The organism is Halomonas sp. HK25 (genome assembly GCF_047795635.1).
Taxonomy (GTDB): Bacteria; Pseudomonadota; Gammaproteobacteria; order Pseudomonadales; family Halomonadaceae; genus Halomonas.
This window is the reverse complement of sequence record NZ_CP181044.1, coordinates 3626093-3639864: the sequence shown is the minus strand read 5'-3', so window position 1 is coordinate 3639864 and position 13772 is coordinate 3626093. Positions and strand designations below refer to the sequence as shown.

General features: G+C 66.9%; 11 protein-coding genes. 9 read left to right on the top strand and 2 right to left on the bottom strand.

All coding sequences use genetic code 11. The features are described from left to right. Positions 1 to 49 precede the first annotated feature (49 nt). Complete coding sequence (locus ACM26W_RS17085) at positions 50 to 2731, bottom strand: [protein-PII] uridylyltransferase (protein ID WP_416138173.1); 2682 nt, start codon at positions 2729 to 2731, stop codon at positions 50 to 52. A gap of 4 nt (positions 2732 to 2735) precedes the next feature. Then, a complete protein-coding gene (map, locus tag ACM26W_RS17080) occupies positions 2736 to 3527 on the bottom strand; it encodes a type I methionyl aminopeptidase (RefSeq protein ID WP_416138172.1) in 792 nt (263 codons plus the stop codon). A gap of 313 nt (positions 3528 to 3840) precedes the next feature. Between map and rpsB the strand changes: the two genes are divergently transcribed. From rpsB to bamA, 9 genes are all read left to right on the top strand, one after another. Then, on the top strand, positions 3841 to 4587 hold the full coding sequence (gene rpsB, locus ACM26W_RS17075) for a 30S ribosomal protein S2 (RefSeq protein ID WP_416138171.1): 747 nt from the start codon (positions 3841 to 3843) through the stop codon (positions 4585 to 4587). A 191-nt stretch (positions 4588 to 4778) separates the two neighbouring features. Beyond that, positions 4779 to 5648: a translation elongation factor Ts gene (gene tsf / locus ACM26W_RS17070; RefSeq protein ID WP_416138170.1), complete on the top strand. Its 870-nt coding sequence runs from the start codon at positions 4779 to 4781 to the stop codon at positions 5646 to 5648. A gap of 109 nt (positions 5649 to 5757) precedes the next feature. Beyond that, positions 5758 to 6519: a UMP kinase gene (gene pyrH, locus ACM26W_RS17065; RefSeq protein WP_416138169.1), complete on the top strand. Its 762-nt coding sequence runs from the start codon at positions 5758 to 5760 to the stop codon at positions 6517 to 6519. Positions 6520 to 6523: 4 nt separating this feature from the next. Continuing rightward, on the top strand, positions 6524 to 7081 hold the full coding sequence (gene frr, locus ACM26W_RS17060) for a ribosome recycling factor (RefSeq protein WP_416138168.1): 558 nt from the start codon (positions 6524 to 6526) through the stop codon (positions 7079 to 7081). Between the two features lie 68 nt (positions 7082 to 7149). After that, positions 7150 to 7938 carry a polyprenyl diphosphate synthase gene (gene uppS / locus ACM26W_RS17055; RefSeq protein WP_416138167.1) on the top strand — a complete coding sequence of 263 codons (789 nt, stop codon included), beginning with the start codon at positions 7150 to 7152 and terminating at the stop codon, positions 7936 to 7938. Beyond that, positions 7931 to 8731 (top strand): phosphatidate cytidylyltransferase, encoded by an 801-nt coding sequence (locus ACM26W_RS17050; protein ID WP_416138166.1) that lies wholly within the window; start codon positions 7931 to 7933, stop codon positions 8729 to 8731. The genes uppS and ACM26W_RS17050 overlap by 8 nt, the downstream gene beginning before the upstream one ends. Before the next feature lies 1 nt (position 8732). After that, the gene (gene ispC / locus ACM26W_RS17045; protein WP_416138165.1) at positions 8733 to 9938 is read left to right on the top strand and encodes a 1-deoxy-D-xylulose-5-phosphate reductoisomerase; all 1206 of its coding nucleotides are present in this window, start codon (positions 8733 to 8735) and stop codon (positions 9936 to 9938) included. A gap of 39 nt (positions 9939 to 9977) precedes the next feature. Further along, a complete protein-coding gene (rseP, locus tag ACM26W_RS17040; protein WP_416138164.1) occupies positions 9978 to 11336 on the top strand; it encodes an RIP metalloprotease RseP in 1359 nt (452 codons plus the stop codon). 89 nt (positions 11337 to 11425) lie between these two features. Beyond that, positions 11426 to 13765: an outer membrane protein assembly factor BamA gene (gene bamA / locus ACM26W_RS17035; protein ID WP_416138163.1), complete on the top strand. Its 2340-nt coding sequence runs from the start codon at positions 11426 to 11428 to the stop codon at positions 13763 to 13765. Positions 13766 to 13772 lie beyond the last annotated feature (7 nt).

The following is a 13772-nucleotide window of genomic DNA, read 5'->3' as shown; positions in this document are numbered from 1 at the left end:
GGCTTGTCGACGGATCAGCCCCGAGAGACTCTGCCGCTGGCTGGTACCCCTATCCCGACACATCGAGAACCTCCACCAGCCGCTCGCGCAGCCGCGCCTGGCGTTCGGGATCGGTGAGGGGTTGCCCGGCCTTGTCGGTGATGAAGAAGACGTCCTCCACCTTCTCGCCCAGGGTGGCGATCTTGGCCGCGGAGAGCGCGATGTCCTGCTCCATGAAGATGCGCCCCACCCGGGCCAGCAGGCCGGGGCGGTCGGGGGCGATCAGCTCCAGCAGGGTGCGCTCGTTGGCCGGGTCCTGCTCGATGATCACCTCGGTGGGCACCCGGAAGTGGCGCAGCTGGCGCGGCGTGTGGCGAGTGACGATCTCGGGGTAGTCGTCCGGGTCGTCGAGTTCCTCCACCAGGTGGGCGCGGATCTCCTCGATGCGCGCGGGGTCACGGATCGCCTGGCCCTGGTCGTCGAGCACGATGAAGGTGTTGAGCGTCCAGTCGTTGCTGGAGGTGGCAATGCGCGCATCGTGGATGGAGAGGCCGAGCTGGTCCAGGGCGGCGGCGGTGGCAGCGAAGAGGTCGTCCACCGAGCGGGTGTGGATGAACACCTTGGTGCCGCCCTCGGCCATGCCGTCGGCCGGGGCGCTGATCAGGATCAGCGGCAGCTGGCTGCCGCGGTGGGCCAGGATGCCCTGGGTCTGCCAGGCGATCTCGCTGGGGGCGTACTGCAGAAAGTACTCCTCGCCCAGCGACTCCCACAGGTGCTCCACATTGGCCATGTCGGCGCCTACCGCGGCGAGCAGCGACAGCGCCTCGCCGCGGGTCTCGTTGACCCAGTCGTCGCGCTCCAGCGGGTTCTCGAGACCGCGGCGCAGGGCGCGCTTGGTCTCGGCATGGAGCTGGCGCAGCAGCGAGGCGCGCCAGCCGTTCCACAGGGTCGGGTTGGTGGCGTTGATGTCGGCCACGGTGAGCACGTAAAGGTAGTCGAGGCGGGTCTCGTCGCCCACCAGGCGGGCGAAGTCGGCGATCACGTCGGGGTCGGTGGTGTCGCGCTTCTGGGCCACCATCGACATGGTCAGGTGGTGTTCCACCAGCCAGCTCACCAGGCGGGTGTCGCGGGTCGACAGGCCATGGCGCTCGGCGAAGACCTCGACGTCCCGGGCGCCGAGGAGCGAGTGGTCGCCGCCGCGTCCCTTGCCGATGTCATGGAAGAGCCCGGCGATCCACAGCAGCTCCAGCTTGGGCAGCTGATGGACGACGTTGGCGGCCACCGGGAAGGTCTCGCGGGCCTCGGGCTTGCGGAAGCCGTGGATGCATTTCAGCAGCCGCAGGGTGTGGGCGTCGACCGTGTAGATGTGGAAGAGATCGTGCTGCATCAGCCCCACCGCGCGACCGAACTCCGGCAGGTACTTGCCCAGCACCCCATAGCGGTTCATGCGGCGCAGCTGGCGGGCGACGTTGCCGCCGGAGCGAAGCAGCTCCATGAACAGGCTCTGGTGGCGGACGTCATCCCGGTAGAGGTCGTCGATCAGGTGGCGGTGGTCCCGGATCAGGCGGATGGTGTCGGCACGGACGCCCTCGATCTCGGGGTGCTCGGCCATCAGCAGGAAGAGTTCCAGCAGCGCCGCGGGACGGTCGCGGAAGACGTTGCGCGAGCGTGCCTGGATATAGCCGCCGCGGATCTCGAAGCGGTCGTTGAGTACCGTGGTCTCGAGCTCCTCGCCGGCGTGGAGGATCGCCTCGTCGAAGTGCTGCAGCAGCATGTCGTTGAGCCCCGCCAGCGCCGTCACGTGGCGATAGTAGCGCTTCATGAACTGTTCGACGGCCAGCCGCTCGGGGCAGTCGCGGAAACCGAACAGCTCGGCGATGGTGCGCTGGTGATCGAACTGCAGGCGGTCCTCGGCGCGGCCGGTGAGCATGTGCAGGGCGTAGCGCACCTGCCACAGGAAGGCCTGGCCCTGGCTGAGGATGCGCAGCTCGGGGTCGTTCATGAAGCCGTTGGCGACCAGGTCCTCGTAGCGCTGGCTGCCGAAGTGGCGCTTGGCCACCCAGCCGATCATCTGGATGTCGCGCAGGCCCCCGGGGGAGCTCTTGATGTTGGGCTCGAGATGGTACTCGGAATTGTTGAAGCGGTGGTGGCGGCTGATCTGCTCCTGCCACTTGGCCTCGAAGAAGCGGTCGGCGGGCCACAGCCGAGCCGGGGCCAGGCGTTCCTTCATGGCCTCGCGCAGCGGCTCCGGGCCGGCAATGGTGCGACTCTCTAGCAGGTTGGTGATCACCGTGACGTCGGCGCTGGCCTCGCGCTCGCAGTCATTCAGCGAGCGCACGCTGTGGCCGATCTCCAGGCCGATGTCCCACAGGAAAGTGATATAGGCGGTCAGCGACTCCCGGTAGGGCGCATCGTCGTCGTGCTCGAGCAGCAGCAGCAGGTCGACGTCGGAGTGGGGGTGCAACTCGCCACGGCCATAGCCGCCGACCGCGAGCAAGGCCACGCCGCGGTCGGGCCAGTCATGCTGCGCCCAGGCTACCGCCAGCAGTCGGTCCAGGCACCAGGCGCGGCCGTGGATCAGGTCGCGGATGTCGGCGCCCTCCCGGAAGCGCCCGTCGAGCCGGTCCTGGATCTCGCGCAGCGCCGCCTTGAAGGGCGCGATGGGCGAGCGGCTGCCCTCGAGCTCGGCGCGGAAGGCGTCGGCGTCGAACAGGCTCTCGTCGGGGGAGAAGCGGTAGTGGTGGAGCAGCATGGTGTCAGCGCTCGAGGAAGGCGAGATCTTCGTCGCGGCGCGCGGTGAGCACCTCGACGCCGGTCTCGGTCACCAGCAGGGTGTGCTCCCACTGGGCGGAGAGGCTACGGTCCTTGGTGATGGCGGTCCAGCCGTCGCGCAGTACCTTGGTGCGGGAGTCGCCGACGTTGATCATCGGCTCGATGGTGAAGCACATGCCGGCGGACAGTTCGATGTCTGCCTCGGGGGCGTAGCCGTCGTAGTGCAGCACCTGGGGTTCCTCGTGGAAGCCGGCGCCGATGCCGTGGCCACAGAAGTCACGCACCACCGAGTAGCCGTTGGCCTCGGCGTGGCCCTGGATGGCGCGGGCAAGCGTAGAGAGGCGCGCGCCAGGGCGTACCAGGGCGATGCTGCGGTAGAGGCACTCCTGGGTGACCCGGCACAGCCGCTCGCCCTGGATGGTTGCGCCGATCACGAACATCACGCTGGAGTCGCCGTGGTAGCCGTCGGCGGTCTTCACGGTGATGTCCAGGTTCATGATGTCGCCTTTCTTCAGCGTCTTGCCGTCGTCGGGAATGCCGTGGCACACCACGTGGTTGATGGAGGTGCACACCGACTTGGGAAAGCCGTGGTAGTCAAGCGGCGCGGGGGTGGAGCCGAGTTCGTCGACGATATAGGCGTGGCAGCGGCTGTCGATCTCGCCGGTGGTGATGCCGGCCTTGACGAACGGGGTGATCATCTCGATCACGCTGGCGGCCTGGCGGCCCGCCTCGCGCATCTTCTCGATCTCGTCGGGCGTCTTGATGGGTACGTTCATGGAATCTCGAGGGTGGGGGGTGGGGTCGCCCGGGCGAGGCCACGCAGGGCGACTTCAACTTGCGGATGATCCATGGTATAAAGCTGCGCGCCTTCCTGCAATCGCCCGTCCTTACCGCCCAGGCACGTCGAAGCCTCGCCGTGGCGGCCGCGCGGAGTACGGCGACAGGGGTGGCGTCAATCAATGTAACGCCTTGAAAAACACACATGCACCGGCACATGGTCCCGGGTGCTGTCGTAGTCATCACGCGATGCTGCGGCGGTCGGATCCATGGGGTGCGTGGAGGCCTAACCCGATTTTCCAGGAGTCATCCATGGCACATGTCAATATGCGTGACCTGCTGAAGGCAGGCGCTCACTTCGGTCACCAGACCAAGTACTGGAACCCGAAGATGAGCAAGTTCATCTTCGGCGCCCGTAACAAGATTCACATCATCAACCTCGAGCATACCCTGCCCGCCCTCAACGAGGCCATTGATGTGGTCGAGAAGATGGCCGCGTCCAACAACAAGGTCATGTTCGTTGGTACCAAGCGCAGCGCCAGCAAGATCATCAAGGAAGAGGCCAATCGCGCCGGTCAGCCCTATGTCAACCACCGCTGGCTGGGCGGCATGCTGACCAACTACAAGACCATCCGCGTCTCGATCAAGCGTCTGCGTGAACTCGAAGCGATGCACGAAGACGGCACCTTCGAGAAGCTGACCAAGAAAGAGGTCCTGATGGCGACCCGCGAGCAGGACAAGCTCGAGCGCTCCGTGGGTGGTATCAAGGAGATGGGTGGCCTGCCCGACGCCCTGTTCGTGATCGACGTTGACCATGAGCGTATCGCCATCAACGAGGCGAACAAGCTGGGCATTCCGGTCATCGGCGTGGTGGATACCAACTCCGACCCGGATGGCGTCGACTACGTGATTCCGGGCAACGATGACTCCATCCGCGCCATCCAGATCTACGTCAAGGCCATCGCCGACGCCTGTGCCCGTGCGAAGGAAGGTCGTCCCGACGAGTTCGTCGAGGTCACCGATGACGTCGCCCAGGAAAGCGACAGCGCCGCCGAGTGATCGCGGCCCGTCTGGTCGGCAGCCGTCGCTGCGGCAGCCGTCGCTGCGGTGACCTTCGCCACGGTAGCCGTCGCCACGGCGGCCGGCCAGACGAGAAGGGGGCCGCGGCCCCCTTTTTTTTCAGCATTCGCCGGATTCGTCCCAGCGACGGGTCCGCTATCCGTTGACACACAGATTCAGAGGTGAACCCCATGGCAGCTATCAGCGCCTCCCAGGTCAAGGAACTGCGCGAGCGTACCGGGCTCGGCATGATGGAGTGCAAGAAGGCCCTCACCGAGGCCGGCGGTGACATCGAGGTCGCCATCGAGAACCTGCGCAAGAGCTCCGGTCTCAAGGCCGCCAAGAAGGCCGACCGCACCGCCGCCGAGGGCACCGTGGTGACCCGCGTGGCCGAAGACGGCAGCTACGGCGTGATGGTCGAGATCAACTCCGAGACCGACTTCGTCGCCCGCGATGACAACTTCAAGGCCTTCGCCGCCAAGATCGTCGATGCCTTCTTCGCTGCCAAGAGCGAAGACGTGGCCGCGGTCATGGCTGGTGAGCTCGAGACCGCCCGCGAGCAGCTGGTGCAGAAGATCGGCGAGAATATCGGCGTGCGTCGCTGCGTCGTCGTCGAGGCCGGCGAGGGTGGCCTGGTAGGCGAGTACGTCCATGGCGGCCGCATCGGCGTGCTGACCGTGCTCAAGGGTGGCAGCGCCGAGGTGGCCAAGGACGTCGCCATGCACGTCGCCGCCATCAATCCGGCTGTGGCGCGTCCCGAGGACATGCCCCAGGAGCAGCTGGACAAGGAGAAGGAGATCATCCTCGCCCAGCCCGACATGGCCGGCAAGCCCGAGAACATCGCCGAGAAGATGGTCCAGGGTCGCCTGAAGAAGTACCTGGCCGAGGTCAGCCTGACCGAGCAGCCCTTCGTCAAGAACCCGGACCAGTCCGTGGCCGAGTTCGTCAAGGCGGCCGGTGGCGATGTCCTCGGCTTCACCCGCTTCGAGGTGGGCGAGGGCATCGAGAAGGCAGAAGTCGACTTTGCCAAGGAAGTGATGGAACAGGCCAAGCGCAGCTGAGGTCAGACGTTCCCGCAGGATGATGGCGTGCGCGCGAGCGCACGCCTTCGTGTATCCGGCCGCTGCACCGGCCGCCCGACATGTCACCGCTGATGCCCAGGAGAGAGCCATGCCTACCCCCGATCACGTCGAGACGCCGCCCAAGCCCCGCTCCGAGAAGTCGAAGTACAAGCGAATCCTGCTCAAGCTCTCCGGCGAAGCATTGACCGGCGATGCCGAGTTTGGCATCGACCCCAAGGTGCTGGATCGTTTGGCCCTGGAGATCGGCCAGTTGGTAGGGATCGGGGTGCAGGTCGGCATCGTGGTCGGCGGCGGCAACCTGTTCCGCGGTGCCGCGCTGCACGCGGCGGGCATGGACCGGGTCACCGGCGACCACATGGGCATGTTGGCCACGGTGATGAACGCCCTGGCCATGCGCGACGCCCTGGAGCGCTCCAATATCCGCTCGCGGGTGATGTCCGCCATCCCCATGAGCGGCGTGGTGGAGCACTATGATCGCCGCACCGCCATCCGCTATCTCACTTCCGGAGATGTGGTACTGTTCTCCGCCGGTACCGGCAACCCCTTCTTTACTACCGACTCCGCGGCCTGCCTGCGCGGGATCGAGATCGACGCCGACGTGGTGGTCAAGGCCACCAAGGTGGATGGTGTCTACGACAAGGACCCGGTCAAGCACGCTGATGCGGTCAAGTACGATCAGCTCAGCTACGACGATGCCCTGGATCAGAAGCTAGGCATCATGGATTTGACCGCCATCTGCCTGGTGCGTGACCATGATATGCCGGTCCGCGTCTTCAACATGAACAAGCCCGGCGCCCTGCTCAATCTGGTAGTGGGCGGCGAGGAAGGCACGCTGATAGACAGAGGGTGACATCGTGATCAATGACATCAAGAAGGATGCGGAAGCCCGCATGAAGAAGAGCGTTGAAGCTCTTCATGGCAACCTGAACAAGATCCGGACCGGGCGTGCCCACTCCAGCATTCTGGATTCGGTGACCGTGGACTACTACGGCAGCCAGGTGCCCCTGAACCAGGTGGCCAACATCAACACCGAGGACGCCCGCACCCTCTCGGTGGTGCCCTGGGAACAGAGCATGGTGCCCAAGGTCGAGAAGGCCATCATGACCGCCGATCTCGGCCTGAACCCCTCGACTGCCGGCAACAACATCCGCGTGCCGATGCCGATGCTCACCGAGGAGACCCGCAAGGGCTATATCAAGCAGGCTCGCTCCGAGGCCGAGCACGCGCGGGTGGCGGTGCGCAACGTGCGTCGCGATGCCAACGGCGATACCAAGTCGCTGCTCAAGGAGAAGGAGATCTCCGAGGATGAGCAGCACCAGGCCGAGGACGCGATCCAGAAGTTGACCGACAAGTACATCGCCGAGATCGACAAGATGCTCGAGCTGAAGGAACATGATCTGATGCAGATCTGAGGAGCGCCGGGGGGCCGCCAGGAGGGCGGCCTCCCGTCTTGTGCACCCACTCCCCGATGCGAGACCCCATGACGTCACCGCCTACCTCAGATCCCAGCGCCACGGAGGGCACGCTTGCCACCCCGGGAGGCGCGCTGCCACGCCATGTGGCGATCATCATGGACGGCAACAACCGCTGGGCGCGGGCGCGAGGCCTCTCCGGCGTGCGTGGCCACCACGCCGGCGTGGAGGCGGTACGCGCCACCATCCGCCGGGCCGCCGAGCGCGGGGTCGAGACCCTGACCCTGTTTGCCTTCTCCAGCGAGAATTGGAAGCGCCCCAGGGCCGAGGTCAGCGCCCTGATGGAGCTCTTCCTGCTGGCGCTCAAGCGTGAGGTCAGCAAGCTCCATGCCAATGGCATCCGCCTCTCAGTGATCGGTGACCTTTCCGCCTTCTCGGATTCGATCAGGAAGCATATCGCCCGGGCCGAGGCAAAGACCCGCGATAACACCCGCCTGCACCTGGTGATTGCCGCCAACTACGGCGGGCACTGGGACCTGACTCGGGCGGCGCGCCGTCTGGGCGAGCGTGTCGCCGCCGGTGAACTCGACCCCGAGGCGATCGACGAGGCCACCTTCGCCGGCGAGCTGAGCCTGGCCGGGGTGCCGTCGGTAGATCTGTGTATCCGCACCAGCGGTGAGCAGCGCATCTCCAACTTCGTGCTCTGGGAGCTGGCCTACGCCGAGCTTCACTTTACGCCATGCCTGTGGCCCGACTTCGACGCCGAAGCCTTCGACCTGGCGCTGGACGACTTCCGGCGTCGCCAGCGTCGCTTCGGCATGACCGACGAACAGATCGAGGCGCAACAAGGTGCTTAGACAGCGCATCATCACCGCGGCCTGGCTGGCACCGTTGATGCTGGCCGGCCTGTTTGGCCTTTCCGGCGGCTTCTTCGCCCTGTTCACGGCGGGTATCGTGCTGCTGGCCGGCTGGGAATGGACCAATCTGGCGGGCATCCGCCGGCGCGACCACCGCCTGTTGCTGGTGGGCGTGCTGGCCGTGGCCATGCTGGTGCTGTGGCTCAGCGACGCGGCCCTGATGGCCTGGGCGCTGTGGCTGGGGGTCGCCGGCTGGCTGGTCAACCTCTACTGGGTGATCCACTACCCCGCGCGGAGCGACCAGTGGCAGTCGTCCCCACGGCGCCTGGCCATGGGGCTCTGGGTGCTGCTGCCCGCCTGGGTGGGCCTCAACGTGCTGCGTGACACCGGCGCCGTCTGGTTGCTCTTCGTGCTGCTGCTGGTGTGGTGTGCCGACATCGGCGCCTACTTCGCCGGCCGCGCCTTCGGTCGCCGCAAGCTGGCGCCCCGGGTGAGCCCCGGCAAGAGCTGGGAGGGCGTGGCCGGCGGCCTGACCGCCACCGCCGTGCTGGCCGTGGTCTTCGCCGCCTGGCAGGGGCTGGGGCTCGGCGGCGGGCTGGCCCTGCTGCTGGCGACCCTGGTGGTGACACTGGTCTCGGTGCTGGGGGACCTGCTCGAGAGCATGCTCAAGCGCTATCGCGGCATCAAGGACTCCAGCCAGTTGCTGCCCGGCCATGGTGGCGTGCTCGACCGCATCGACAGCCTCACCGCGGCACTGCCGCTGTTCGCCCTGTTGTTGCTGGGGGGGCTCTAGGGTGGCGTCGACAGAGAGCAGCGGTCTGCGTCGACAGTCGGTCACCGTGCTGGGGGCCACCGGCTCCATTGGCACCAGCACCCTGGACGTGATCGCCCGCCATCCCGAGCGCTATCGGATCCATGCGCTGACCGCCCACCGCTCCCGGGAGCCCCTGCTGGCGCTCTGCCTCACCCATCGGCCCGCCGTGGCGGTGCTGGGCGAGGAGCGGGATGCCGCCTGGCTGCGCGCGCGCCTGGCCGAGGCGGACGTGGCCACCGAGGTCGAAAGCGGCCCGGCGGCCCTGGTGGCGGTGGCCGAGGCCAACGACGTGGACGTGGTGATGTCGGCCATCGTTGGCGCCGCTGGGCTGCTGCCCACGCTCGCCGCGGTGCACGCCGGCAAGCGCGTGCTGCTGGCCAACAAGGAGGCCCTGGTGATGTCCGGGGCGCTGTTCATGGAGGCGGTGGTGAAGAGCGGGGCGACCCTGTTGCCCATCGATTCCGAACACAATGCCATCTACCAGTGTCTACCCATGGAGCATCGCGGCGGCCTGGTCCATCACGGCGTGACTCAGCTGCTGCTGACCGCCTCCGGTGGTCCCTTTCGCGGCTGGTCGCCGGCGGCCCTGGCGGAGGTCACCCCTGATCAGGCCTGTGCCCATCCCAACTGGTCCATGGGTCGCAAGATCTCGGTGGACAGCGCCACCCTGATGAACAAGGGGCTGGAGCTGATCGAGGCGTGCTGGCTGTTCGATGCCCGGCCGGAGCAGGTTCAGGTGGTAGTGCATCCCCAGAGTGTGATCCACTCCATGGCCGCCTACAGCGACGGCTCGGTGATCGCCCAGCTGGGTAACCCCGACATGCGCACGCCCATCGCCTATGGGTTGGGCTGGCCCGAACGCATTGACGCCGGCGTGACGGCGCTGGACCTCTTCCAGGTGGCGCGGCTCGACTTCGAGGCGCCGGATGAGGTCGCCTTTCCCTGCCTGAGGCTGGCCCGCGAGGCCATGGCCGCCGGTGGTACGGCACCGGCGGTGCTCAATGCCGCAAACGAGGTGGCGGTGGAGGCCTTCCTCGACGGTCGGCTTTCCTTTACCGGCATCGCCGAGTTGGTGGCGCGGGTAATGGAGGTCGAGCCGGTCCAGATCGTCCAAGACCTCGAGTCCGTGCTTGAGGCCGATGCCCGGGCACGCCGCGCCGCCGAGACCTGGCTGGCGGGCCGCTGAGGTGATGTCAATTCAACCCGATTCCAGGAGGAGACCGACTTGGGCCTGATCCAGAACATCCTGGCCGTCATCGTGGTGCTGGGCCTGCTGATTACCTTCCACGAGTTCGGCCACTTCTGGGTGGCCAGGCGCTGCGGCGTCCGGGTATTGCGCTTCTCGGTGGGTTTCGGCAAGCCGATCTGGTCGCGCCATGACCGCTACGGCACCGAGTTCGTCGTGGCCGCCATCCCGCTGGGCGGCTACGTGAAGATGCTCGACGAGCGCGAAGCCCCGGTGCCTGAGGAGCAGCTCGACCAGGCCTTCAACCGCAAGACGGTGTGGCAGCGCATCGCCGTCGTCGCCGCGGGCCCCCTGGCCAACTTCCTCCTCGCCATCGTCGCCTACTGGGCGCTGTTCGTGGTCGGCACCACGGCGGTGGCGCCGATGATCGGCAGCGTCGAGCCGGGATCCCCCGCGGAGCGCGGCGGGCTCACTGCCGGCCAGGAGATCGTCGCCGTGCGCGGCGAGCCGGTGCGCGGCTGGGATGAGATCAACCTCAAGCTGGTGGCCGCCATCGGGATGAGTGGCGAGCTTCGCGTGGACGCCCGCGCCGACGCCACCGCCGAGCCTCGCGAGTACCGCCTGCCGGTGGAGAATTGGCTGGTGCGGCAGGACCCGCCCCAGCCGCTGCCGAGCCTCGGCGTGACCCCCTGGCGTCCCCCCTTCCCGGCGGTGCTGGGTCAGTTGATGCCCGGCGAGGCGGCGGATGCCGCCGGCCTGCAGGCCGGCGACGAGGTGCTGACGGTGGACGGCACCGCGGTCGACGACTGGATGCACTTCGTCGATATCGTGCGTGCCAGCCCCGGTGAGGCGCTGACTCTCGAGGTGGCCCGTGACGGCGAGCGCCTGAGCCTCGCGATCACTCCCGGCACCAATGAGCTGGAGGAGGGGGTGACCATCGGCTATATCGGCGCCGGGGTGGCCTCGGTGGAGTGGCCCGAGGAGTCCCTCCGCGAGATCCGCTACGGCCCGGTGGCCGCGGTGGGTCAGGCGGTGTCGCGCACCGGCGAGATGACCCTGCTGACCCTGGGCGCCATCCGCAAGATGCTGGTGGGGCTGATCTCGCCGTCGAATCTCTCGGGGCCGATCACCATCGCCCAGATATCGGGCGACTCGGCCCGGGCGGGACTGGAGAGCTTCGTCAGCTTCCTGGCCTACCTCTCCATCAGCCTCGGCGTGCTCAACCTGCTGCCGATCCCGGTGCTCGATGGCGGCCACCTGCTCTACTACTTCATGGAAGTGGTGCGTGGCCGCCCGGTTTCCGAGCAGGCCCAGGCGATCGGGCTGCGCATCGGCCTGGCGATGGTCGGCACCCTGATGCTGATGGCGATCTATTTCGATCTGATGCGGCTCTGGTAGGCCCCCCCTCGCCTTGTCAGCGAGCCGCACAAATGTATAAGGTGCCTGTCTGGACAGGTTTGGCAGATCAACGCGAGCGAATCGACTGCATGAGAATCAAGACCATCGGACTTGCGGCACTGCTGCTCGTCGGGGCCGGGACGGCCCAGGCCCAACCCTTCGAGGTTTCGGACATTCGTGTAGAAGGCCTGCAGCGAGTCTCCGCCGCCTCCGTCTTCAACGCCTTTCCTGTCAGCGCTCGCGACCGCGTCGATGACCGCGAGCTGGCCGACGCGACCCGCAGCCTGTTCGCCACCGGCATGTTCGAGGATATCAGCCTCGCCCGTGACGGTGACGTGCTGATCATCCAGGTGGTGGAACGCCCCACCATCAGCCGACTCAATATCACCGGCAATCGTCAGATCGGCGACGAGGAGCTGCGCCAGGGCCTGCGCCAGGCTGGCCTGGCCGAGGGCGAGGTGCTGCAGCTCTCTACCCTGGAGGAGATCCAGCGCGAGCTGGAAGGCGTCTACCAGGGCCAGGGCCGCTACAGCGCCAGCATCGAAACCAGCGTGCGCGAGATCGATGAGGGCCGCGTGCAGGTCGACGTGGAGATCAACGAGGGCGCCGTGGCGCGCATTCGCCAGATCAACCTCGTCGGCAACCGCGCCTTCGATGATGATACCCTGCGCGACGTCTTCGAGCTCAACGACCGCCGCGGCCGCATCTTCGGCTGGTTCTCCCGGGACGAGTACTCCCGCGAGGCGCTGGCCGGCGACCTGGAGCGGCTACGTTCCTTCTACCTGGACCGCGGCTACGTCAACTTCAACGTGGAGTCTACCCAGGTCTCGATCAGCCCGGACAAGTCGCAGATCTTCATCACCGTGAACGTCGACGAGGGCCGCCAGTACCGCATCGGCGACGTGCGCTTCGTGGGCGACCTGCAGATCAGCGAGAGCGAGGCCCGCGAGCTGCTAGAGGTGTCTCCCGGACAGGTGTTTTCGCGCAGCGACGTGACCGCCTCCTCCGAGGCGCTGCGCGCGCGCCTGGGTGCCGAGGGCTTCGCCTTTGCCAGCGTCGACGGCATCCCCGAGGTCTCCGCCGACGGCGATGCTGTCGACCTCGCCTTCCGGGTCGACGCCGGGCGCCGTGCCTATGTGCGCCGCATCGAGTTCATCGGCAACACGACTACCCAGGACGAGGTGCTGCGCCGCGAGATGATCCAGCTGGAGGGGGCGCCGGCCTCGACCCAGTCGATCACCCAGTCTCGCCAGCGCCTCGAGCGTCTGGGCTTCTTCCGCCAGGTGGACGTGGAGACCCGCCCCGTGGCCGGCGAGCCGGACAAGCTCGACGTCACCTACACCGTCGAGGAGCAGCCCTCCGGCTCCATCTCCGCCAGCGTCGGTTTCTCCCAGAGCGCCGGCGTCATCTACGGCGTGGGCCTCTCCCAGACCAACTTCCTGGGCACCGGCAACCGCGTGAACGTCGGCGCCCAGCGCAGCGACACCTTCACCAGCGTCAACTTCGGTTTCACCGACCCCTACTGGACCCTCGACGGCATCTCCCGCGGCTACAACCTCTACTACCGCGAGACCGACTACGAGGATTCCGACATCTCCACCTATTCCACCGACGCCTATGGCGCGGGGATCAACTTCGGTTATCCGATCAACGAGATTACCCGTCTCAACTTCGGCGCCGCGGTGGAGGACCTGACGATCAAGACCTATCGCGACACCGCTCAGGAAATCACCCAGTACGTCGAGGACCAGGGCGAGGACTCCCAGGCCCTGAAACTGACCGCCAGCTGGACCCGCAACAACCTCAACCGCGGCATCATGCCTACCGCCGGCAACTATCAGCGCCTGTCGCTGGAGACCGCAGTGCCCGGTAGCGACGCCGAGTACTACAAGGTACGCGCCCAGGCCCGCCAGCTCTTCCCGCTCGATGACAACCACGACTGGGCGCTGAAGTTCAGCGGCGAGGTGGGCTATGCCGACGTGGTCGGCAGCGACCCCTACCCGTTCTACGAGAACTTCTATGCCGGCGGCCTCGGCTCGGTGCGCGGCTTCACCGCCAACACCCTGGGCCAGCGCACCACGCCGCCGGAGACCGGCGGACGCGATCGCACCCTGGGCGGCAACGTCATGATGCAGGGCAGCGCCGAACTGCTGTTCCCGCTGCCCTTCATCGAGGATCGCCGCTCCGTGCAGACCTCGCTGTTCCTGGACGCGGGCAACACCTTCCTCACCGACTGCTATGCCACCGAGACCGGCACCTCGAACTGCAGCTCCGGGGTGGACCTGGGCGATCTACGCTACAGCGTGGGCGTGGGGCTCTCCTGGCTGACGCCGGTGGGCCCGCTGACCTTCAGCATCGCCGAGCCGATCAACGACGAGAGCGGCGACGACACCCAGTTCTTCCAGTTCTCGCTGGGCCAGACATTCTGACCGCGGC